At 68.0% G+C, this 22,762-nt stretch carries 17 protein-coding genes and 5 pseudogenes; 13 read left to right on the top strand and 9 right to left on the bottom strand.

What is annotated here, in order from left to right; all coding sequences use genetic code 11:
• Positions 1 to 38: 38 nt before the first annotated feature.
• Positions 39 to 155: an Hsp20 family protein gene (locus ACFC79_RS25140; protein WP_376244014.1), complete on the bottom strand. Its 117-nt coding sequence runs from the start codon at positions 153 to 155 to the stop codon at positions 39 to 41.
• A 511-nt stretch (positions 156 to 666) separates the two neighbouring features.
• Here ACFC79_RS25140 and ACFC79_RS25145 point away from each other — a divergent pair.
• The 8 genes and pseudogenes from ACFC79_RS25145 to ACFC79_RS25180 all read left to right on the top strand — a co-directional run.
• A pseudogene (locus ACFC79_RS25145) lies at positions 667 to 858 on the top strand (phosphoribosyltransferase); the annotation flags it as partial.
• A 727-nt stretch (positions 859 to 1,585) separates the two neighbouring features.
• The gene (locus tag ACFC79_RS25150; protein ID WP_376243918.1) at positions 1,586 to 2,005 is read left to right on the top strand and encodes a CBS domain-containing protein; all 420 of its coding nucleotides are present in this window, start codon (positions 1,586 to 1,588) and stop codon (positions 2,003 to 2,005) included.
• Between the two features lie 65 nt (positions 2,006 to 2,070).
• Positions 2,071 to 2,205 (top strand): annotated as a pseudogene (locus ACFC79_RS25155) (sulfite exporter TauE/SafE family protein); the annotation flags it as partial.
• 16 nt (positions 2,206 to 2,221) lie between these two features.
• The gene (locus ACFC79_RS25160) at positions 2,222 to 2,458 is read left to right on the top strand and encodes a hypothetical protein (RefSeq protein ID WP_376244030.1); all 237 of its coding nucleotides are present in this window, start codon (positions 2,222 to 2,224) and stop codon (positions 2,456 to 2,458) included.
• 181 nt (positions 2,459 to 2,639) lie between these two features.
• On the top strand, positions 2,640 to 4,580 hold the full coding sequence (ftsH, locus tag ACFC79_RS25165) for an ATP-dependent zinc metalloprotease FtsH (RefSeq protein ID WP_376243921.1): 1,941 nt from the start codon (positions 2,640 to 2,642) through the stop codon (positions 4,578 to 4,580).
• A 111-nt stretch (positions 4,581 to 4,691) separates the two neighbouring features.
• A pseudogene (locus ACFC79_RS25170) lies at positions 4,692 to 4,907 on the top strand (transposase); the annotation flags it as partial.
• Positions 4,876 to 5,325 carry a helix-turn-helix domain-containing protein gene (locus ACFC79_RS25175; RefSeq protein WP_376244017.1) on the top strand — a complete coding sequence of 150 codons (450 nt, stop codon included), beginning with the start codon at positions 4,876 to 4,878 and terminating at the stop codon, positions 5,323 to 5,325. The pseudogene ACFC79_RS25170 and the gene ACFC79_RS25175, both read left to right, overlap by 32 nt.
• A complete protein-coding gene (locus tag ACFC79_RS25180) occupies positions 5,292 to 5,795 on the top strand; it encodes an integrase core domain-containing protein (protein ID WP_376243924.1) in 504 nt (167 codons plus the stop codon). Before ACFC79_RS25175 ends, ACFC79_RS25180 begins: the two co-directional genes overlap by 34 nt.
• Positions 5,796 to 5,848: 53 nt before the next feature.
• Here the strand turns inward: ACFC79_RS25180 and ACFC79_RS25185 are convergent.
• A pseudogene (locus ACFC79_RS25185) lies at positions 5,849 to 5,959 on the bottom strand (transposase); the annotation flags it as partial.
• A gap of 266 nt (positions 5,960 to 6,225) precedes the next feature.
• Positions 6,226 to 6,580: pseudogene (locus ACFC79_RS25190) on the bottom strand (transposase); the annotation flags it as partial.
• A 325-nt stretch (positions 6,581 to 6,905) separates the two neighbouring features.
• Between ACFC79_RS25190 and ACFC79_RS25195 the strand changes: the two are divergent.
• Positions 6,906 to 8,615 (top strand): GAF domain-containing protein, encoded by a 1,710-nt coding sequence (locus tag ACFC79_RS25195; protein WP_376243927.1) that lies wholly within the window; start codon positions 6,906 to 6,908, stop codon positions 8,613 to 8,615.
• 22 nt (positions 8,616 to 8,637) lie between these two features.
• Here ACFC79_RS25195 and ACFC79_RS25200 read toward each other — a convergent pair whose 3' ends face one another.
• The gene (locus ACFC79_RS25200; RefSeq protein WP_376244020.1) at positions 8,638 to 9,351 is read right to left on the bottom strand and encodes a response regulator; all 714 of its coding nucleotides are present in this window, start codon (positions 9,349 to 9,351) and stop codon (positions 8,638 to 8,640) included.
• Between the two features lie 478 nt (positions 9,352 to 9,829).
• Complete coding sequence (locus ACFC79_RS25205; RefSeq protein WP_376243929.1) at positions 9,830 to 10,552, bottom strand: helix-turn-helix domain-containing protein; 723 nt, start codon at positions 10,550 to 10,552, stop codon at positions 9,830 to 9,832.
• A 412-nt stretch (positions 10,553 to 10,964) separates the two neighbouring features.
• On the opposite strand from ACFC79_RS25205, the gene ACFC79_RS25210 reads away from it, so the two are divergent.
• Positions 10,965 to 11,834 carry a universal stress protein gene (locus tag ACFC79_RS25210; RefSeq protein ID WP_376244023.1) on the top strand — a complete coding sequence of 290 codons (870 nt, stop codon included), beginning with the start codon at positions 10,965 to 10,967 and terminating at the stop codon, positions 11,832 to 11,834.
• A 122-nt stretch (positions 11,835 to 11,956) separates the two neighbouring features.
• Here ACFC79_RS25210 and ACFC79_RS25215 read toward each other — a convergent pair whose 3' ends face one another.
• Positions 11,957 to 12,667 (bottom strand): CBS domain-containing protein, encoded by a 711-nt coding sequence (locus ACFC79_RS25215; RefSeq protein WP_376243932.1) that lies wholly within the window; start codon positions 12,665 to 12,667, stop codon positions 11,957 to 11,959.
• A 344-nt stretch (positions 12,668 to 13,011) separates the two neighbouring features.
• Between ACFC79_RS25215 and ACFC79_RS25220 the strand changes: the two genes are divergently transcribed.
• From ACFC79_RS25220 to ppsA, 3 genes are all read left to right on the top strand, one after another.
• Entirely contained in the window at positions 13,012 to 15,414 is a 2,403-nt protein-coding gene (locus ACFC79_RS25220; protein ID WP_376243934.1) for a glycoside hydrolase family 65 protein, read from the top strand.
• A gap of 151 nt (positions 15,415 to 15,565) precedes the next feature.
• Complete coding sequence (locus ACFC79_RS25225; protein WP_376243937.1) at positions 15,566 to 17,071, top strand: ATP-binding protein; 1,506 nt, start codon at positions 15,566 to 15,568, stop codon at positions 17,069 to 17,071.
• Positions 17,072 to 17,335: 264 nt separating this feature from the next.
• Complete coding sequence (gene ppsA / locus ACFC79_RS25230; RefSeq protein WP_376243940.1) at positions 17,336 to 19,759, top strand: phosphoenolpyruvate synthase; 2,424 nt, start codon at positions 17,336 to 17,338, stop codon at positions 19,757 to 19,759.
• Between the two features lie 100 nt (positions 19,760 to 19,859).
• On the opposite strand, the gene ACFC79_RS25235 is transcribed toward ppsA, so the two are convergent.
• From ACFC79_RS25235 to ACFC79_RS25245, 3 genes are all read right to left on the bottom strand, one after another.
• Entirely contained in the window at positions 19,860 to 20,738 is an 879-nt protein-coding gene (locus ACFC79_RS25235) for a universal stress protein (RefSeq protein ID WP_376243943.1), read from the bottom strand.
• 477 nt (positions 20,739 to 21,215) lie between these two features.
• The gene (locus tag ACFC79_RS25240) at positions 21,216 to 21,467 is read right to left on the bottom strand and encodes an acyl carrier protein (protein ID WP_376243945.1); all 252 of its coding nucleotides are present in this window, start codon (positions 21,465 to 21,467) and stop codon (positions 21,216 to 21,218) included.
• The gene (locus ACFC79_RS25245; RefSeq protein ID WP_376243947.1) at positions 21,464 to 22,762 is read right to left on the bottom strand and encodes a dihydrolipoamide acetyltransferase family protein; all 1,299 of its coding nucleotides are present in this window, start codon (positions 22,760 to 22,762) and stop codon (positions 21,464 to 21,466) included. Before ACFC79_RS25245 ends, ACFC79_RS25240 begins: the two co-directional genes overlap by 4 nt.

Consider the following 22,762-nt stretch of genomic DNA (forward strand, 5'->3'; position numbering starts at 1 on the left):
GGTGAGGGCTGGGAACCGCCCCCACCACCATGCATGCCTCAGGCCTGAGCGATCTCGACATGGTGCGGCTTGGCCGCCTGTGCCTTGGGCACGGTGACGGTCAGTACCCCGTGGGCCGGCGTCGCCGTGACCTTTTCGGCTTTGACCGTCGGCAGCGGCGTCCGGTCGAAGAAGTCATCGAGCTCGCCTGCGGTGTACGGCGGGAAGACCCATTGCGGTTCACCTCCGCAAAATCACGATTCGCGTATACACCCATGCTGCGTGGCTGCCCGTCGCCTCGCGAATCGGGCAAGAACAGACGTATCGCGCGAAGGCCGCCGGAGCGATCCGGTCCCGAGGCTGGAACATGGGCTGCCACACTCGTTCCAGCCGAACGCCGTGATGCCGCCGGTACACAGTTCCTCGGTGAGAGGTGAGAGGTGAGAGGTGAGAGGTGAGAGGTGAGAGGTGAGAGAGGCGCAGACCATCACCTCGAAGCGCTCGTGGACCCCGGACAGGTCCCGTCGAGTACGGCCTCATGCGTGCCCGCCTGCGGTATCAGACACCAGCGAAGGGGCGAGTATGGAGGTACGGGGAGCACGCGCCCCATGTGTTCCGCCGGGACGAGGAGGTCGGATCGTGTTCTTCATGGATCGCCGTGATGCCGGCCGGTAACTGGCCGCCCGGATGGCGTACCTCAAGGGGACTGAGGTGGTGGTGCTCGGCCTGCCCCGTGGAGGGGTTCCGGTCGCCGCGGAGGTCGCCGAGACACTGGGCGCGTTGCTGGATGTCTGCCTGGTGCGGAAGCTGGGCGTGCCCTTCCAGCCGGAGCTGGGAATGGGAGCGATCGGCGAGGGCGGGGTACCGGTCAAGTACGACCGCGAGGGATACATAGACCGCTTTGTGTAGGAAGCGAGGACGTTCCCGGATTGCCGTCGCGGTCACTGCTGTTGTATGCGAGCACGGCTCACCCAGGCACCTGGAAGCGGTGCTGGAACAACCCCGTACGACATCCGTGCTTTGTTCTTCCAGTCGACTGTCTGACCGGTCCGTAGGCTGGGGCGTGTTCCGACGGGGTGTCAACTTCCGACGCGGGCGGTGCCACCGCAGCTTACCCAGGGCGACAGGGCCCAACGATCCACGGTGACTGTGCGGACTGCGCTGCCCGCAGACGGGGCGGTCCGCCGCAGTCAGGCCGTAGCTGCGCTGACGTGGGCGAGGCCGTTGACCACGTTCCCCGATCGCCCGGATCGATTCGAGCAGCTTCGGAATGAGTCCGTCATTCAGTGGTCTCTCAACTTTCACTACGCCATCGTTCACCTCCACGGTGCCCACCAGCCGCCCCAGGGTGGTCGACGACGGGCAGCCGCTTGAGACGGGAGCGCGGCCCGCACGGTGAGCTTCATCTGCCTGTTCCAGGGCAGGGTGAGGGCCCGTCACTCCAGGTTGTGGCCGCGCGTGAGAACGGCGGCCAGGCTGTCGATTGCTTCGGCATGCGTGCGGCATGTCGAGAGCCCACACTGGCCATATGTCCGTATCGGCCGGAGGCGGGCCGGTATCTGGACCCTTCTCCGTGCCGATCACCGAATGCTCGAAGGAGACGGCCATGACCACTGCGCGAGACATCATGCACACGGGCGCTACCTGCATCCAGGAAAACGAGACGCTGGCGGACGCGGCGCGCAGGATGAAGGAGCTGGACGTCGGCGCCCTGCCGATCTGCGGGGAGGACGACCGCCTACACGGGATCATCACCGACCGTGACATCGTGGTCAAGTGTCTTGCCAAGGGCAAGGACCCCACGACCATGACCGCGGGCCAGCTCGAGCAGGGCAAGCCGGTCACGATCGACGCGGCCGCCGACAGCGACCGTGTCCTCCAGGTCATGGAGGAGCACAGGATCCGGCGACTGCCGGTCATCGAGAACCACCGCCTCGTAGGGGTGATCAGCGAGGCGGACCTCGCCCGCCGTCTGCCGGAAGAGCAGGTGGGCCACTTCGTCGAGGCCGTCTGCGCGGCCACCTGACGTCGGGCGCGTGCAATGGTTTGAGCATCCTTCGTCGCTCGGGAGCCGGGATGAAAAGGGGCAGCATGACGGCGGTGCTGATCGGACTGGCGATCGGGACGGCCGCCGGGGTGCTGTCAGGGCTCGTTGGCATCGGTGGCGGTGTCGTCATCGTCCCGGCTCTGGTCCTGCTCGGGTTGACCGCACACGAGGCCAGCGGAACCTCGCTGGCCTCGTGTGCTGATGCCGGTCGGCCTGCTCGGCGTGTTCGAGTACGCCCACAGGCATCAGATCAAGATCTACTACGCGATCGGCCGCGCAGTAGGGCTCACGCTGGGAGCAGGCGTGGGTGCCTATGTTGCCGGACGATTGCCCGATCTTGTGCTTCAGCGCGTGTTCGGGGTGCTTCTGGCGCTCCTCGCCTTCAAGTTCCTGATCTTCCCGACAAGCACACACGAGGGCGCACTTCGTTGATGTGAAGGCGACGAGGCGCGCCCGTCCGTCGGCTGCTGGTCGCCGGCTTGTGGCCGGTCACGAGCCTGGGCGATCCCCAGCCGGTTGGCCCCCATCAGGGCCATTCGGCCCCTGCCGTCCGGGAGCGGCCGCGTTGAGGTTGGGAGACGGGGTTCGGTGCCGATCGAAGGGCGTGAAATCAGTGATCACACGAGTGCGGATGCCGCACCGGCATCTGACGCCGCCCGCCAAGTCCGGGCCGCCGCGTGAGCCGCCCAGCCCTCCGTCCCGGCAGCCGCAGCCGGCCGGCGGGCGGTGGATCTTCTGGTGGATCCTGATAATGATCGTCATCGTCCTGCTGCTCTCGCGTGCGCGGTCCGGGCCGCACACGAGTTCACTGCCCTACAGCGACTTCGTCGGCAAGGTCGGCGCCAGCCAGGTGCAGATGGTCGACATCAACGACAAAGGCGCGGTCAGCGGCACACTGAAGAACGGCACGAAGTTCACCACCCAGATCCCCACCGCGCTGGCCACCGGGGCCCAGCTGCAGCAGCAGCTGACCTCCCACCACGTGAAGATCACCGCCAGCCAGAGCAGCAGCGGCGGTTCGGCATGGCTGTCCGTGCTCTTCTCGTTCCTGCCGTTCCTGTTGCTGATCGGCCTCTTCATGTGGATGGGACGCCGGGCCGCAGGGGCGGTGACCGGCGGGCTGAGCACCATCGGACGCTCGCGAGCAAAGATCATCGAGGCGGAGCGGCCCACCACCGGCTTCGACGACATCGCCGGGTACGACGGGGTCAAGCAGGAGATCAGCGAGGTCGTCGACTTCCTGCGCAATCCCGACCGATATACCGCCGCAGGCGCCAAGGGACCTCGTGGTGTGATCATGGTGGGGCCACCCGGTACCGGCAAGACGCTCTTCGCGCGGGCGGTCGCCGGCGAGGCGGACGTACCGTTCCTGTCGATGACCGGCTCCGCGTTCGTGGAGATGTTCGTCGGGGTCGGCGCCTCCCGAGTGCGCGACCTGTTCGGCGAGGCCCGCAAACGCGCCCCGTCGATCATCTTCATCGACGAGATCGACGCGCTCGGATCGCGTGGTGCCGGTGGGGCACGGCCGGGCGGCAACGACGAGCGCGAGCAGACCCTCAACCAGCTGCTGGCGGAGATGGACGGCTTCGACCAGTCCAGCGGCATCGTCGTCCTCGCCGCCACCAACCGGCCCGATGCCCTCGACCCGGCCCTGCTGCGCCCCGGGCGCTTCGACCGGCAGGTCACCGTGCCGCTGCCCAACCAGGCCGAGCGGGCCGCGATCCTCACCGTCCACGCCCGTGACAAGAACCTGGCTCCGGATGTCGACATGGATGCCGTAGCACGCGCCACTCCTGGGTTCTCCGGCGCGGATCTCGCCAATCTGGTCAACGAGGGTGCCATCAACGCTGTACGGGGCGACCGCACCCGGATCGAACCACACGACCTGGATGCCGCCCGCGACCGTGTGCTGCTGGGACGCCGGGAGTCCTCCAACGCGCTGCTGCCCGAGGAGCGCCGCTCGGTGGCTGTCCACGAATCGGGCCACGCCCTGGTCGCGGCGTTGTGCGAGCACGCCGACCCGGTGGCGAAGGTCACCATCCTCCCGGCCGGCGTCACCCTCGGCGTCACCGAGCAACTCCCCGAAGCGGAACGCCACTTGTACAGCGAGAGTTACATGATCGACCTTTTGGCGGTGCGCCTGGGCGGGCGCGCAGCCGAGCTCGTGGCCTTCGGCGAGGGATCGACGGGAGCCGCCAACGACCTGGCCGGAGCCACCCAGATCGCCACCCGCATGGTCCGCGAGTTCGGCCTCTCCTCCGAACTCGGCCCGATCGGCTACGCCTCCTCCCACCCGCACTACCTCGGTGAGACCACCGACGAGATCGGCCGGCCACCCTACTCGGAGCAGACCCAGCGCATCGTCGACGAGGAGGTCGCACGTCTGCTGCGCCAGGCCGAGCAGCGTGCGATCGCGCTGCTCCGCGACCATCGGCCCGCCCTGGAACACCTGGCCGAACAACTGGTCGCTCACGAGACCGTCAACGGCTCCGTCGTCCTTGATGTCCTGCGCGACGAACGCAGCCAGGCAGAGCGAAGAGGCGACGACCATTGACGATGTGGGGGTTCAGGAGATCCTTTACAGAGCGGCACCAGGACTTGATTGACGGTTCCGTCACATCGGCGACGGTTTCTGTTCATTCGGTGTGCGGCTGATGCTTCTTCTATGACTGACAAGACTCAAAAGCCGGTCGTCGATGACCGGCAGTGGCGGACAGAGCACAGGCATCGAGTTGTGCAGGAGGTGCTCTCGGGCGGCACCGTGGCCGAGGTCGCGCGCCAGTACGGCATGTCGCGCCAGTCACTGCACACCTGGATACGTAGGTTTCGAGACCGAGGGCTACGAGGGCCTGGCCGAACGGTCTCGGCGGCCGAAGGCGTCCCCGCCCCGACTGCCAGCACGGACCGAGGCACTGATCTGCGAACTGCGACGTGCTCATCCGCGCTGGGGCCCGCGGCGGATCGCTCACGAACTGCAGGCCCGGGGTGTTCCCAACGCGCCGGGCCGCAGCACGGTCTACCGGGTGCTGGTGCGCAACGCTCTGGTGCAGCACCAGAAACAGCGCCATCGCCGTGCGTACGAGCGATGGCAGCGGGACGCTCCGATGCAACTGTGGCAGATCGACCTCATGGGCGGGGTGTTCCTGGCCGACGGGCGTGAGTGCAAGCTGGGCACGGGCATCGACGACCACTCGCGGTTCCTGGTGATTCCCAGGTCATCGTCGAGCAGTCCGCACGGGCGGTCTGCCAGGCGTTCACGGACGCGATGGACCGCTACGGCGTCCCCTCCGAGGTGCTGACCGACAACGGCAAGCAGTTCACGGGCCGGTTCACCAAGCCGTTCCCGGCCGAGGTGATGTTCGAACGGATCTGCCGCGATAACGGCATCACCCAGCGCCTGACGAAGCCGCGCTCGCCTACGACCACTGGCAAGATCGAGCGTTTTCATGGCAGCCTGCGCCGCGAACTGCTTGACTCCTGCGGCCCGTTCGAGACACTGGCGGTGGCCCAGGCCAGTATCGACGAGTGGGTACACGCCTACAACTACCGTCGGCCGCACCAGGCTCTGGACATGGCGACGCCGATCTCCAGGTTCCGCCCCGCGCCCGCGGCGCCACCCAATCGAGCGGAGCCGTCCGGGCCGCATCCCGAGCGGGTCCTCATCCCGCAGCGTGAGGCCGGACCGGACGACGGCGAGGCCGTCGAGGTCGGCATGGCGATCGTGCCCAGCCTGCCGAGCCCGGCCTTCGCGCAGATCAACAAGACCTGAGTGAACAGCTCTCGCACCGAGCCCTGATGCATCTGCCGGAATCGCGCGATCGCCGTGTGGTCCGGTACCTGCAGCGCACAGATCACACGCATCGCCACATCGGTTCGGCATAGTCGCTCGATCTGCCGCGAGGAACGTATCCCGTCTGCGTACGCGTAGATCAACAGCGCAGCATCATCCGCGGGTCATAGGCCCGACGTCCCACCCCACCCAGCGAATACCGTTTCTCCAGACCGTTCAGGTCCAGGTGATCGACGACTTCGAGCAGTACCCACACCACGTGATCGTCGGGCAGCCACTCTCGCATGTCCACCGGGAGCAGGAACTGCTGGTCACGGTCCACCGGCCGGAAACCCTTTGCCGTACCGCCATCCAACATGGCTGCCACCAGCCCACAGCAACTGGGTCGGCCCGTCAAAACGCAACAGCCTCGGTTCTCGGAGACGAAGTCCCAGCGGCGGTCCTTCACTTCACCTCCTTGGCGAAATGGGCGGCTGCCCGGCGCAGGATCTCGCGCTCCGGCTGCCACTTTTCTCTGCCTTCAGCAGCCTGGCGTTCTCGGCCCGCAGCCGGGTCAGCTCCTCGGCCCGGCCCTCCGGGCCGTTCCCGCCACGAGCGGTCGACGCGGGCACTCCGGCGTCCTTGCGGACCCACGTGCACAGAGACTCTGCCGTGATCCCGAGATCCGCGGCCACCGCCGCATACGTGCGCTTGCCGCCGCCCGCGCGCTACAGCACGACGGCGTCCCTCCGGAACTCCTCCGAGTACGGAGACCGGCGTCCCACCTGGACATCCCTCCCTGGACCATCAAGATCCATTGTCAGGGTGTCCACTCCAAGGGACCAGCCTCAGGAATCGTGTCGCCCCCCGATGCGAGTCGCGCGGCGAACTGGTCGATGAACACCTCGGAGAGAAGTAGTTGCTCGCGCCACAGCACATTTGTGCTCCCCGCTTCGCGGCTGCGAACTTCGGCGGTTAGTTCCGGGGAGGTGTGTCTGGGCGGACCTCGGGATCGGCGGTGGTTCGGGGAGTGGGAGCGTCGGACGGCGGACGGACTTACGGTGAGAGGTGTGGCTGGTCCCGGGGAGACGCAGCGGGACGGAGGGCGTTGTGGACACCGATGGAGCGACGCATGCCAGGGAGGCTTGCCGGGATCTGGGCGGCATGCTGCCGGAAAACCTCCGGAGGCGCCTTGAGGCCGTGATGCGAAGCCCGGCCGAGGCGGCGCTGCTCCTGCAGGCTGTTATGGCGGTCGGGCGGGAACTGGAGCTGTCCCAGGTGCTGCGTCGCATCGTCGAGTCCGCCGTCGTGGTGGTGGACGCGGAGTACGGGGCGCTCGGTGTGGCCGGCGGGGGAGGCAGGCTCGCGCAGTTCTTGCCCGTGGGGGTCACCGAGGAGCAGCGCGAGGCCATCGGTTCGTTGCCGCGGGGGCACGGAATACTGGGCGAGCTGATCCGTCATCCCCGGCCGTTGCGGCTGGCAGACCTCTCCGAGCACCCGTCGTCCTACGGATTCCCGCCAAACCACCCTCCGATGCGTTCGTTCCTGGGGGTGCCGATCCGAATCCGCGACAAGGTGTTCGGCACCCTGTATCTCACCGAGAAACGGGGCGGAGGCGTGTTCGACGCCGAGGACGAGGTCGCTCTGTCCACGCTCGCGGTGGCGGCGGGAGTCGCTATCGAGAATGCTCGTATGTACACGCTGACGCGCGACCGTCAGCGCTGGCAGGAAGCCAGCAACGAGATCGTCTCGGGGCTGCTGAGCGGCACGGACGACGCGCGTGTCCTGCATATGATCGTAGACCGTTCGTCACGAATTCTCACTGCGGATCTCGCTGTCCTGGCGCTTCCCGCCGGGGGATCGTCGGTCCGGGTGTCACTGGCGTCGGGGATGAACGCCGAGACCTACCACGGCCTGACGCTGTCGGGCGAAGGGTCGCTCGCGGGAATGGCGCTCGACGCGGGTGAGCCGATCATCAGCGCTGATGTCACGCACGACGCCAGGGTGGCCGACCGGCTGCGGTGGAAGGGATGCGGTCCCGCCGTCGCTGTTCCCATGGCCACGCGGCACCGGACGTGCGGTGTCCTGCTTCTGGCCCGCAGGCAGGGCGGCCCCGCATTCACGGAGGACGAGACCGCACCGCTGCGGACGTTTGCCGGTCAGGCGGCCCTGGCAATGGAGCTCACGGAACGGCGCAGGTCCGCGGAGCAGGTGGCCCTGCTGGAGGAACGCGACCGTATCGCGAGGGACCTGCACGACTTGGCCATTCAACGATTGTTCGCCACCGGGATGACTCTGCAGAGTGTGGTGCGCCTGGTGGAGCAGCCACATGTGAGTGATCGGTTGGTGCGTGCGGTGGACGACCTCGATGAAACTATCAAGATCATCCGTTCGTCCATCTTCGGCCTTCGCGCGCGTGACCGGCCGGGCCAGGGACTGCGTGTGCGCGTGGCGAAGGAGGTCGAGCAGGCGGCGCGGACCCTGGGATTCCAGCCGCTTCTGCGCATGGGAGGGTTGATCGACACGGATGTGCCCGTCGATGTCGCCGAGCAGGCTGTCGTGGTCCTCGGTGAGGCGCTGACCAATGTCGCGCGCCATGCGAGGGCGACATCGGTGGACGTGTCGTTGATGGTGGAGGGCAGTTGGTTGGCGCTGGTCGTTTCCGACGACGGAGTGGGGATGCCGGAGGACGGGGGCCCCCGGAGCGGGCTCGACAACCTCGCACGGCGGGCCGAGGAACTCGGTGGGGAGATGCGGGTCGGACCGACCTCGGGCGGAGGCACCCGGCTGGAGTGGCGGGTGCCGCTGCGGCATTGGTGAACCTTCCTCCGGGGCCTTCGGCTCATCGATGCCGGTATCCGGTGCTGTCGGTGTGCGGGGGTTCCTCGGTGTGCGCCGCGATCACAGCCGCCTGGATGCGTCGTTCGACACCGAGCTTGGCAAGGAGACGGGAGATGTGGTTCTTGACCGTCTTCTCGGACAGGTAGAGACGTTTGCCGATCTGGCTGTTGGTCAGTCCCTCGCCGATCAGCGCGAGGACGTCCTTCTCACGCGGTGACAGCCCCGACAGCGCGCCGTCCTCCGCGGACTCGGCTCCGAACTTCTCCGCACGCAGGCTGTTCATCAGCCTCGCGGTGGTCGCGGGGTCGAGTGTCGAGCGACCGGAGGCCACGGTGCGGACGGCGGTGACGAGGTCGGCCCCTTTGATCTCCTTGAGTACATAGCCGGCCGCGCCCGCCATGATCGCATCGAGCAGTGCTTCGTCGTCGTCGAACGAAGTGAGTATCAAACAAGCGAGTCCCGGCATACGAGAACGTAGTTCACGGCAGACCGTGATGCCGTCGCCGTCCGGCAGCCGCACATCGAGAATCGCGACATCGGGCCGGAGAGCGGGGCCGCGAGCCAGCGCGTGGTCGGCCGTGCCCGCGTCTCCGACGACTTCGAGGTCCGGCTCCGCGTCCAGCAAGTCCTGCACCCCGCGCCTGACCACCTCGTGATCGTCGAGCAGGAACACCCGGATGGGCCTGCGGGCCGAGAATCCCGGCTCCTCGCTCATGGCGTCCTCCTCGCTGCCGACGTCCGGATCGACTTGTTCCATGGTGGTCCGCATCGGGAAGCCACGCCAGGGCCGAACGGGTCCGGGGCCGTCCTGGACGCGCTCGAGCCTGTGCCCCGGAGACGCCGATGTGGACCGTACGGCTGCAACAGCCCTTTCCGCCTTTCGGGCGGTCGTCCGGCGGCCGTCTCCGCGACGTACCGACAAACCGTGCGCCCGAACTTCGCGTCAGCGTCGCACAGAGACTTGACGGCGGCAGTATCGAATCATTCTGAGCGGCCCGCGACGGCGACCCGCGCGCTCAGGTGCCACATCGCGTCGATGCCAACGGTACTTCGCGGGCCGCCGCATCTGGTAGGAGCCCCCGGAATCGCCGGGGAGCGGATCTGGCAAGCCTCTGGTCGTCGGCATGAAGTGCTTCTCTCCTCGGGGCCGCGCCACCGGGCCAGATGCGAACCCCGCGTCCCGCCGTCCCGGCCTACGGTGCCGAATCGCCGTCCCCGGGCGCCGCATGACTGCGGAGGACGCGGATGCGGCGCCCGGTGACCCGTGTCGGCGTGATGGTCATCCACACGGTCCGTGGTTGGCCGGCCCATGGTGTCGTATAGGCAAGGGAGTCCAGCCTCCGTGCGGTCTCGGCGTTCTCGACCACCGCTGCCGGGCCCACGAGCAACACGCTCCACCCCTCGCTCAGAGCCTCATCGATGTGGTCGACCTCGAAGGCGGCCGGCTGGCCGGCGACACCCGTCGGGAGGGAGCCGGGGGCGCTCCGATAGGCGATCCGCTCGCCGTCCACGACGTAGTTGACCGGCAGGATGGCCGGTCCGGCATCCGTCGTCACGCCCACTCGGCCCACCCCATGCGTGGACAGCAACCGACGGCACTCCTGAGTGCCGATCTCCAGCAGTTGCGTGTGGTAGCCCGCTCGACCGATTCCGGGCGGCAGCTCTGTCGTGCCGCCGGTCAGTTCGGCCACGGTGGTCTTCAGCGCCTCGGCCATGCGCAGCAGAAAACCGATACCGGGTGTCGCTTGCTGTTCCTCGATGTACTGGATGTAACCAGGAGCCGAACCGGTCAGTTCGGCCACTTGCTGTCGGCTGAGGCCGAGCTGCTCGCGACGGGCCGAGATGTGACGGCCCAGGTCTCCGGACGGAGCACACTGCGGGCCGCCTTCCGAGAAGCGGCCTTCTTCGCGCACCATGGCGTACACGTCCTTCGTGGTTTCCCGTGCGGGGGCGACTCCGGTCGTTCCGCGCTGCCGCCCTCCGATTCCATGGTCCGGCACGGAGACATCGCGATGCATGGGTCATCCGGCCCGCTCTCGTACCCGTTCAGCCCGTGCGGCGGTGCGGGCTGCGGGCTGCGGGCGCAGAATGGTCGTAGCGTCGTTGTGGAGCCTTCCTGGCATTCCGCTTCGCTCGGGGACGTCCCGCGGGAAGGCGGTGTTTTCCCGTCGGTATGTGCGCCGTACGCCGCATGGCTGCCTCGGGCCGAATGATGTCGGCACGAAGGTGCACGCTCGGCAGCGGCTCACACCATGGCTGCCGAAGTACGGGGAGGTGCGACGAGTCGGCGTCGCAGGAGAAACGCAAGGGGGAGAAGCCGTGCGTAGCATGCGGAGCGATGTCTTCCTGGTGGGACCGCTCGTGGTGGGCACCGATGGTTCCCCCGGTGCACTGCGGGCAGTGCGATGGGCGACGAGCGAGGCAGCCGCCCGCGGCACGGTACTGCATGTGGTACATGCCACCGGGGCCGGGCTCGCGAGCCCGTATCTCTCGGGGGAGGACCGTCGACGGATCGCGGCCTTCGGCGCCACAGTGCTGGACGAGGCTGCCGACCTCGCACACCAGATGGCGCCGTCCGTTGCAGTGTCCACCACTTTGTGCGAGCACGGCACCGCGTCGTGCCTGTTCGCCGAGGCGACCCCCGACGCCACTGTCGTCGTGGGTTCCCGTGGGTGCGGAGGGTTCTCGTCCCTGCTGGTGGGATCGGACTCGCTCCAAGTGGCTTCCCACTCGAACTTCCCGGTCGTCGTCGTGCCCGCCGAGGATCGCGAACCGGCAGGCGTCGTACTGGCCGCGGTCAAGGACGAACGCGATGCGGAAGCGCTGCGCGTCGCCGCCCGCCTGGCGGCCCGGGACGGTGCGGAGTTGCACGTGGTGAGTGCCTGGGTCTTCTTCGAGAACGTCGGCACCATGGCTGCCAAGTTCGAAGGTACGCCCCGGTTCGTCGCCGATCGTTCGAGGGCCATCGCCGAGATCGTCGAGCCCGTTCGCGTGGAACTGCCGAGCCTGTCGGTGACCGAACGAGTCCTGCGCGCCGGATCTGTTTCCGAAGTGCTGGTGGAAGCGACCGACGAAGCGGACCTGATCGTCATCGGACCCCGTCGGCACCCCCACCACGTGGGTTCTCCGCTCGGTCACGTGGCACACGCGGTCCTGCACCACAGCCGCTGTCCGGTCGTCCTGGTCCCGGCCTCCTGACACCGCTGTTCGTGCTGACACCGCTGTTCGTGCCTGGCCGGCGCTCCTGCCCGTGGCGCGCGGAACCTTCTTCCTCCCCCTCGTCTGTGGATGCCTTCAGGACTGTACTGGCAAGTATTGGGTCATATGCGCCACATATCCCCGGGATGGGGCAACGGGTCCCTGGCCCGGCGTGCCTCCCCGCACGCGTGGTGTCTCCCGATTCGGCACTCCACATCGACCACGCCCTCCACGGACCGGGCAAGTCGTATCGCCGCAGGGAGCAGGGTGGTGTCGTGTACGCGGCCCGTGAGCGTGACCACGCCGTGCGTGACATCCACCTTCACCGAGGAACTCGGTGAGGGAAACAGCCGGTCCACGACCTCGCGGCGCACTTCGGCGGCGAGCACGTCGTCCGGCCGCAGAAAGACCTTCAGGAGATCGGCACGGCTGACAATGCCTCTGAGCGCGCCGTCGTCGTCGACGACGGGAAGGCTTTTGACCCGGTGGACGGCCATCAGGCGGGCCGCATGTGGGAGCAACATGCCGGGCCGGGCGGATATTACCGGGCGGGTCATGAGTTCCTCGGCGCGCACCGATCCCGCCTTCGCCGAGTCGCCGAGATGTTCCATCTGCTCGATCAACCCGATCAGGTGCTCGTGGAACTCCTCCTTCGGGAGCAGGTCGGCCTCGGAGACGATACCGACGACGCGCCCGTCGCCGTCGACGACCGGTACGGCGGTTACTTTCCAGCGTTCCATGACCGCGACGATCTCCCTGAATTCCGCACTGGGGGAGACCGTGATCACGTTCCTCGTCATCACGTCGTCGACGGTGTATTGGACGAAGGGCATAGTGACACCTCGCGCGCGGCGGAAGGCGCTGCCGCACACCCGCCGGGTGCTGTCCCATTCTCATGCCGTGGGGCGTCGGCTGCCAGGGGCCGAAAGGACCGGCCGGGGACTGAACGGCCCAAGCGCCGTCCCCCGCGCCCGGGGGAGTCTGGGAGTGGAGGCCGACGGACCCGACTGAACGGGATGACGCCGTCGTCGTACCCGAGATGTTCGAGATGTGCACGCGGATGGTCCGCCCCGGAGGTCATGCGGCGAACATCGGTGCGCGGTCGTTCCTCCGGCTCGGCCCCGACCTCGTGCACGACGGGCGCGAGCCGGAACCGGACGTGTTGTGGAGAGCCGCCATGACCAGCAAGTGGACCTGGGACTTCAAGGAGTACGACCCCGGGGAGGAGCGGACGGTAGAGGCCCTGTGCACACTCGGCAACGGAAGGTTCGCCACACGCGGGGCCGCCCCCGAAGTGGCGGCCGACTCCGTCCACTACCCGGGGACCTACGTAGCGGGGTGCTTCGACTCCCTCGTCTCCCACGTCGACGGGGAGCGGATTCATAACGAGGACATGGTCAATCTGCCCGACTGGTCGCGGCTGCGCTACCGCTGTCGGCCGGACGGAGGGCCGCCGGGCGAGTGGCTCTCCCCCGACGATCCGAGCATGCGGTACTGCACGGCCTCGCTCGATCTGCGTCGAGGTGTGCTCACGCGCCGTCTGCTCTTCCAGGACGGGCACGGTCGACGGCTCGGCGTCAGCCACGCCAGGATCGTCCACATGGCCGACCCCTGGCTGGCTGCACAACGGACGGCCTTCCACGCGCACGGCTGGAGCGGGACGGTCGAAGTGGAGTCCACCATCGACGGCGATGTGGCGAACACCGGCGTCGACCGGTACCGCGGTCTCGAATCCCATCACCTCGCCGGCTACAGCGCCGGCGCGGAGACGGATGGGATGGCATGGCTTTCCTGCTCGACTCGTTGCTCCCGGATCCGGATCGCGGTAGCCGTCCGTACGTCCTCGCGTCCGCTCGTCCCGGTGTCGGCCACGTGCACGGATGCGAAGACGGTTCAGGGGTTCCGGCTCCCGGTGGGCCGAGGGCGCCACGCCGTCGTCACGAAGTGTGCGGCCCTGTACACCTCGCTGGACCGCCCGGCGGGTGACCCCCTGCCACGAGCCGTCGCTCATGCGTCCCGAGCGGCGGCGTATCCCGTGCTCCTCGCCTCCCACCGCGCCGCCTGGGAACGGCTGTGGAGCCAGGGGGAACTGGAGGTCCCGGGCGAGACGGGGCGCATCCTGCGTCTGCACCTCTTCCACGTGCTGCAGACGCTCTCCCCGCACACAGCAGAACTGGATGTCGGGGTACCCGCCAGGGGCCTGCACGGCGAGGCGTACCGGGGGCACGTCTTCTGGGACGAACTGTTCGTGCTGCCGTACCTCACTCTGCACTTTCCCGAAGTGGCAGAGGCGGCTCTCATGTACCGGTACAGGCGCCTGCCCATGGCCCGGGAAGCGGCCCGCCGATCGGGGGCCGCAGGAGCGCTGTTCCCCTGGCAGAGCGCCGGATCGGGAGCCGAGGAGACGCAGCGAAGGCATCTGAACCCCCGTTCGGGGCGCTGGCTGCCCGACCACTCACATCTTCAGCACCATGTCGGATCGGCCGTCGCCTGGAACACGTGGCGGTACGGGCACACCACCGGCGACACCGGATTCGTCCAGGGCCCCGGCGCGGAGCTGATGCTCGACATCGCCCGCTACTGGGCGACCGCCGCGGTGTACGACGTCGACCGCGCCCGCTACCGTATACGCGGCGTGGTGGGGCCGGACGAATACCACGACGCCTATCCGGGGGCCGCCGAGCCCGGCATCGACGACAACGCCTACACCAACGTGACGGCGGCCTGGGTGCTCGCCCGGGCGGGTGCGACGTACAGGGAATTGCCCAGGGCACGACGACAGGAACTGGCGGAGCGACTGGGGCTCGACGACGAGACGTTGTGTCACTGGGACGACATCTCCCGCCGCATGTACGTGCCGTTCCACGACGGAGTCATCAGCCAGTTCGAGGGCTACGGAGAACTGACCGAACTGGACTGGGACGCCTACCGCGACCGTTACCACGACATTCGCCGCCTCGACCGGATCCTGGAGGCCGAGGGAGACGCCGTCAACCGCTACCAGGCATCCAAGCAGGCCGACACGCTGATGCTCGGATACCTCTTCCGTCCCACCGAACTGCGGTCCCTGTTCAACCGTCTCGGCTATCGGCTCGACGACGAGACCTGGCGCAGAACCGTCGGGCATTACCTGGCGCGTACCAGCCACGGATCCACCCTCAGCAGCCTCGTGCACGGCTGGGTTCTCGCCCGCGAACAGGGGGCGGATGCGTGGAGCTATTGCGAGGAGGCGCTGTTGAGCGATGTCGCGGACATTCAGGGCGGTACCACCGGCGAGGGCATTCACCTCGGGGCCATGGGGGGCACCCTCGACCTTGTCGAACGCTGTGTCGCGGGCCTGGAGGCCGTCCCGGAGGGACTGCGCGTCGATCCCATGCCGCTTCGGGAGATGTCGCGCTGCGCGTTCACCTTCTGCTACCGCGGGCATCGGGGAATCCGGGTCGATCTCCTGCCCCACAGGTTGGGGATCAGCGTGCCCCGCTCTCACCACATGCCGGCGCTGCCGGTGCGTCTGGCCGGCGAACGGCTCGTCACAGTTGCGCCGGGGGAGGAACGATGGTTCCGTCTGTCGATGACTTGACCCTGGGCCTTCCTCGCGGAGAGAAGGAACCGATACGCCCGCACCCGCGGTCACCGGTCTCGGGTCGTGTTCCCGAGCCGGTGTCGTTCGGCGGACGCGCCCGACGAAGCGGCCCACCTGGAAACCCGCGGCGAACGCGGAGGTGCCTCGCATGAACGCCATGCACGTGCAGCAGTGGAATTCGCCTGGAGCCCCGGAAGGCACATCCAGGCCCGAACGTCTCTTCGACCGGGAGGGCGAGTGGGCCGCCCTGTTGTCCTTCGCCTGTGATCCTCACCCGGGGGCGGACCTCGGAGTCGTCATGGGGCGTCACCGACAGGGCAAGACGCTTCTGCTGGAAGCGCTGGCAGGTGCCACCGGAGGCTTCTATTTCTGTGGGCAGCAGGCCACCGAGTCCGAGGCCCTGCAGAGGATGGGTGAGGAGTACGCGCGATATCGGCGTGCTTCGAGGCCCTTTTGCTGGCATGACTGGAAGGAATGCCTCGATGCCGTGCTGGCGGCAGGGGACGACGGTCCGGCGCCGGTCGTCATCGACTCCTTCCCGGATCTCGTCGAGGCGAGCCCGGCACTGCCGTCCATCATCTACGGGGCCCTGCGCCATTTCGAACGTACGCCGTTGGACCGCCGAGTGCGGTTGCTGCTCGCGGGCGAGACGGCTCCTGTGATGACGCGGCTCTTCGGCTCGGCCTCACCGTTGCGCGCCCGTACCGGGCTGATACTCGACGTGCAACCGCTGGACTTCCGGGAAGCGGCCCGCCTATGGGGTATCGACGACCTCGGACTCGCCTTCCTCGTCCACAATGTGGTCGGCGGCACACCCGCCTACCGGCACGACTACGTGGACGATGATGTCCCGGCCGGACGGAAGGATTTCGATGCCTGGGTCTGCCGAACCGTCCTGAACCCACGTGTGCCCCTGTTCCACGAGGCCCGCCATCTGCTGGACGAGGCGATCGGCCCGTGGAACCGCGGGGTGTGCCACTCCGTGCTTGCCGCCCTGGCCAGAGGATGCACAACTCATGGAGAGATCGCCACTCTTCTGGGCCAGCAGCTCACCGACACCTCACGCGCTCTCACTGTGCTTCGCGACCGCGGTCTGCTCCGGTCCCAGCCGGACGGGCTGCAGCCGGGGACCACCCGCCATCACATCACCGACTCGCTCCTCGCGTTCGAACACGCCGTTGTCCGCCCGCGCAGGGCCGCTCTGGAACAGGCCGATGCCCGAACCGTTTGGGAGGAAGCGCGACCCGCCTTCGATTCCCTGATCGCGGTGCGCGGATTCACTCAGATCTGTCGGGATTGGGCTGTCTCCTTCGCCGACTGGGGGCTCGGCACTCAGCAAGTCGCAGCGTCGCGCGGTACCCTCAGCGGCCCTTCCGGAGAGGGCGGCCTCGACGCCGAGGTCGTGGTGCGGCGGGTGAACGGCTCGCGGACGGGCCCGCTCGTGTCGCTGGGGCTGGCGCGTTGGAGTACCGGCATGGACCTTCACCACCTGCAATACCTACGCCGCATATTGGACCGGCTCGATCCCCGGGACACCGGCTCCGTCCGTCTGGCGCTCTACGGTGCCTCCGGATTCAGTCCAGCACTTCACTTCGCGCAGGCGCGCGGCGATGTCATGCTCGTCGATCTCGAACGCCTCTACCGAGGTGCCTGACTGTGATGTCGAACGCCCGAGCCGACCGGAACTGGGCCGAACGGACCCATCGCTTCCGGCCCACTCGGCACTCCATGAACCCACGGCCCGAAGCGATGGTGGAAGCCGGAAGCCGTGCGGTTCGCCCGAGAGGTGGGAGTGGCGCGGTGAGTAGGGATCAGGATCAGATCCGCGAACCTCCGCGGGTCCTTGGACCTGCGGACGCCCCCGGGCCATCCGCTTCCCCACTGAGCCCACCACACCACACATCCAGCGGAGCACAGCATGCACATCACGCGACGCGTCGTGCCGTTCGCAGAGCTCGGCCGTGAAGACATCCCCGTCGTCGGCGGGAAGAACGCCTCGCTGGGAGAGATGATCACTCATCTGGCGTCCGCCGGAGTACGGGTACCTCACGGGTTCGCGACGACCGCGGACGCGTACCGGGAACTGTTGGCCGCACACGACCTGCACGGACGCATTGAGCAGCAGATCGTGCGTCTGCGCGACGGAGCGGCGTTGGGCGACGTGGGGGCGGCCATCCGCTCGATGATCATGGCTGAACCGCTTCCGGCGGAGTTGCGCGCCGAAGTCGTTGACGCCTATGAACGGCTCGCGAACGAGCAGGACCGCAAAAATCCCGATGTCGCCGTGCGGAGCAGCGCCACCGCTGAAGATCTCCCGGAGGCGAGTTTCGCCGGTCAGCAGGAGACCTTTCTGAACGTCTGCGGAGCGGCCCGGCTGCTGGAGTGCTGCCACCGCTGCTACGCCTCGCTCTTCACCGACCGGGCGATCGACTACCGGGAGCGCATGGGCTTCGACCATCTCACGGTCGCGCTCTCCATCGGTGTCCAGACCATGGTCCGGTCGGACCTGGCAGGTGCTGGCGTGATATTCACCCTGGACCCGGAGAGCGGCTTCGCGGGCGTCGTCGTGGTCAGCGCGGCATGGGGGCTGGGCGAGACCGTCGTCAGCGGTCGGGTCGACCCCGACGAATACACGGTTTTCAGGCCGAGCCTGCGAAATCCGGCACTCGATCCCGTGATCGACATGCGGATCGGAGCGAAACGGCAGAAGGCCGTCTACGACGAAAGCGGGCTGACCAGGATCGTCGACAGCACCGTGGCGGAACGGGCGAGCAGAGTCCTGTCCCCGGCCGACGTCCGTCGACTCGCGACCTGGGCGGTGGCCGTCGAGGAGCACTACGGGTGCCCCATGGACCTGGAATGGGCCAAGGACGGCGTGACCGGGGAACTGGCCCTGGTCCAGGCGCGACCCGAGACCGTGCAGTCCCGGCGCCGGGTGACGACGCTCCGGCGCTGTCGTCTCACCGGCGCTCCCGGACGGAGTCTCGTCGAAGGCATAGCGGTCGGAGAGGCCATCGGTGCGGGCCCTGCGGTCGTCCTCGACTCACCCGTGCAACTCGACCGGTTCCCGGTGGGCGGGGTTCTCGTCACCGGAATCACCGACCCCGACTGGGAACCCCTGATGAAGCGCGCCGCCGCGATCGTCACCGACCACGGCGGCCGGACCTCGCACGCCGCCATCGTCAGCCGTGAGCTGGGCGTACCGGCAGTGGTGGGAGCGGGCCGGGCCACCGAAGTCCTGCACGACGGAGCACACGTGACGGTGTCGTGTGCCGAGGGAGCTCGCGGCCACGTCTACGACGGGCTCTTGTCGTACGAGGAGCGGGAAACCGACCTCGCGGGCCTTCCCGCCACCCGAACCCGCGTGATGCTCAACCTCGCCGATCCGTCCGCCGCGTTCCGCTGGTGGCGTCTGCCCGCGGACGGCGTCGGGCTTGCCCGCCTGGAGTTCATCGTCGCCCACCAAGTCAAGATCCACCCGATGGCGCTGCTGCATCCCGACCGGCTCGACCGCCACGACCGCCACCTGGTCGAGCGGCTCACCGAGGAATACCTGGACCGGAGCCAGTACTTCGTCGACGGACTGGCCTTCGGGGTGGCCCGTATCGCCGCGTCCCGTTGGCCGGACCCTGTGGTCGTGCGCACCAGCGACTTCAAGACCAACGAGTATGCGCGGCTCCTGGGCGGGCAGCCATTCGAACCCACCGAGGCGAATCCGATGATCGGTTGGCGCGGAGCCAGCCGCTACTACGGCCGCGGCTACCGCGAGGGCTTCGCGCTGGAGTGCCGAGCGCTGCGCCGGGTGCGGGAAGAGATGGGACTGACGAACGTCATCGTGATGATTCCGTTCTGCCGGACCGTCGAAGAGGCCGACCGCGTCCTCGACTGCATGGCTGAGCAAGGGCTCCGCCGGGGCGAGCACGGTCTGAAGGTGTACGTGATGGCGGAAATCCCCTCCAACATCATCCTCGCCGAGGAATTTGCCGAGAGGTTCGACGGCTTCTCGATCGGCAGCAACGACCTGACCCAGCTCACCCTGGGGGTCGACCGTGACTCCGAACTGCTCGCCCCTGTCTTCGACGAGACGAACCCTGCGGTCACGCGCAGCGTGCGGTCACTCGTCGCGCGCGCACATGCCGTCGACCGTCCGGTCGGACTGTGCGGCCAGCGCCCCAGTGACGACCCCTCGTTCACGGAGTTCCTCGTGGAGGCCGGCATCGACTCGATCTCGGTTGCTCCGGACAGCTTCGCCGGGGTGAAGCAGCACGTCGCCACAGCCGAATCGCGTACGGGCGGGACGGAACTGGCTGAGCCTGGACAGAGGCCCCGCGGCCACCGGTGACCGTGCACGATGGAGCGATCCTGAGCGTTGCGTCAAGAGCGCCGGGGCGAACAGGAGGGGAATCGTCTTCATAACACGGATGTCATGCGGGCAAGACGCTTCACGTGTGCGCGATGACAGCGACCGGGGCGGTGCAGTGGTGGAGAACCGCGTGAGTGACCGGCCCGATGCGGTCCCCGCCGGTCGGTGATCGGTGGATCCGGCGGCCGACGGCCACGAGATCCGCTTCGGCGCAGGCGTCCAGCAATTGCACGGAGGGGCGGCCCGCCACGGCTCGTGCCTCGACGGTCACCGTCGGGTTCCGCTTCCTGTAGGGACCCAGTACCCGCTCCAGGCCGCTCGCCGCTTCGCGGGTGAGGCGTGCGTTGAGCGCAGGACTGTAGGCCATACCGGATCCCGCCAGCTGAGGCGGTGACCACCCGTAGAGGGGGACGAGCGTACAGCCTCGGCAGGACGCTTCCGCGAACGCGAAGGCGAGCAGGGCGTCGCACGGGTGACCGATGTCGATGCCGACCACCACGCCGCGCGTGAAGTGTTCCCGCCGTGTGTGCGGGGGAGTGTTCTCAGGCCCGCGTACCAGGACCACCGGCCGCCTCGTGGTGCGAAGAACAGCCAGACCGACGGAGCCGAGAACGAACCCCATCAGAGTGCCCCGGCCGTGGGAGCCGAGGACCAGCATGCTCGCGCTCCGGGCGGCTCGGGCCAGGGCGTCCGCCGGGCGTCCGTCCAGGGACTCGGAACTGATGCGCAGCCGAGGATGCTCTTCGAGCAGCTCTTCGGAGATCCCGTCCAACAGGTCCCGTACCCACGCATGGTGCAGATCGGATCTGGCAGCTCGGACATTCAGGGCCGAAAACCCTTCCTCGACATGGACGAGATGCAGGGAGGAGCGGTGCAGGAGCGCTTCTCGCGCGGCCCAATGTGACGCAGCCGCGCTCTGCGCAGACCCGTCGACGCCGACGACGATGCGTTGGTTCATGATGGCCTCCCCGTGCCCCGGGCCGATGCGTTTCTCAGGTGGTGCCGAAGCCCGCGCGGAGTTGTCATACGGAGTCGCCGCAATGCGGCGCCGCGCGGCGGACGGGAACGGCGACGTGTTTCACCACGCCGTCGACGGTGCGCAGAGACCTCATGGCTCCTCCCGGGCAGTGGGGGCAACCTCTCGCTTCAACGGTCTCGCGCCGGCTCCCCGTCGGCACCGAGGCCGGTCGGGCGCGAAGAGACCCGACCGGCCCTGGCGGCCCGGCACGGAGCGAGTTTCGCCGACCCTGGAACGGTTGTGCTCCCGTCCAGCAGGTCGTCCGGCGCTCGACCCGGTTGCCCGGCCGGACTCAGGACCAGTGGCTCCGGCTCGTCGCCACCCGCAATGCAGCAGGCCGAAGCCGATCGGCAGCTGTCAAACCCGCGAGCCGACACGCAAAGCGCCCACCTGGTGTCGGAACGACTCGCGACCGGGTCACCGGGCGGATGTGCGCGATGCGATGTAGTTCGCGCAGCCGGCCAACGTGTTCAGCGAGGAGTAGTCCGTCTCGGGAAGAGGAAGACCGCTCCGCTCACTCAGGGCCTCGACGAAGTTGAGGAAGTCCAGAGAATCCATCTCCAGCTCGACTCGGAAGTTGTCGTCCGGTGAGAGTGCGGCCACATCGGCGCCAGGCACGACGTCCGCCAGAACGTGTTCGACCAGTACGAGGGCGTCGTCACGGTTCACAGTTCCTCCGGTCGTTGAAGCAGGCGGTCGACCGCCGTCAGGAAGCGTGCGCCGGTCGCGCCGTCACTCGCACGGTGATCGGCGGAGAGCGTGGCTGTCACGGTCGGGTGCACTGCGAGCATCCCGTCCACTGCAACGGGACGCTCGACGACACGCCCCAGACCGACCAGAGCAACCTGCGGCGGATAGATCACTCCGAACACCGTTTCGGCACCTTGGTCGCCGAGGTTCGTCACAGTGAGCGTGGGGTCTGCGGTCTCCGAGGCACGCAGGCGCCCCCGGCGAGCACGCGCCACCACGTCCTTGAGAGCAGCCATCAGCGCTGCCACGGACATGTCGTCGGCGTTCGGAAGCGCTGGTGCGACGAGACCGCCGCCGCGCAGGGACACCGCTATCCCCAGCCGTACGTTCTCGGCTTGCGTGAACGCGTCGTCGCTCCAATGACCGTTCAGCTGCGGCACCTGCCGCGCCGCCAGGGCTATGGCCTTGAGGAGCAGGGCCGCCGGCACGAGTCGCTCCTTCACGGAACTGTGCGTGTTCCGTTCGCGCATCCAGTCCATGGCGGTCGCGAGGTCGATGGTCGTGGCCAGGTAGTAATGGGGTATCTCGCGGTTGGCACGCGACATCAGCGCGGAGATGGCCGAGCGCGGAGTAGCCCCGTGCTTCCCCGTCCCGGCAGGCCCGGCGCGGTGGCTATGAGGACGCGGTGTGCGCCGTTCCGCAGCAGCACGCACGTCGTCCGCCCGGACGGTGCCGTTCCGGCCGGTGCCGCGAACCCGGCCCAGATCCACGTCGAGCGATTCCGCCAGCCGCCGGGCCAACGGTGACGCCGGGACCCTGCGCCGGGCCCGAGGTGCTGCCGCACGCTCCACGTCGGCTCGCGTGATGCGGCCACCCCTGCCGGAACCGTGTACGGCGGCCAGATCGACGCTCCGCTCTTCAGCCAGATGCCGCACCAGAGGAGTGGATGTGGAGACGGTGCCCCGGCCGACCCGAGCCGGGCCCGATGCTTCCGGCGGACCGGCCGGGTGCTCCCCCCTTCGGCCGGTGGAAGGTCCGGCTTCGGGCTCGATGACCGCAAGGGGAGCACCGACGGGCACGGTGGTGCCCGGCGCGACCAGCAGGCTGCCGACGGTTCCCGAATCGAAGCACTCGACCTCGATGGTCGATTTGGCCGTCTCGACGACGGCTACGACGTCGCCTCTCGTCACGGTCTCGCCTTCGGAGACCAGCCATTCGACCAGCTTTCCCTCGTCCATGTCGGCGCCCAGGGAGGGCATGGTGAACTCGGGCAT

It is taken from the genome of Streptomyces sp. NPDC056061, from assembly GCF_042266885.1.
In the GTDB taxonomy this organism is placed as follows: domain Bacteria; phylum Actinomycetota; class Actinomycetes; order Streptomycetales; family Streptomycetaceae; genus Streptomyces.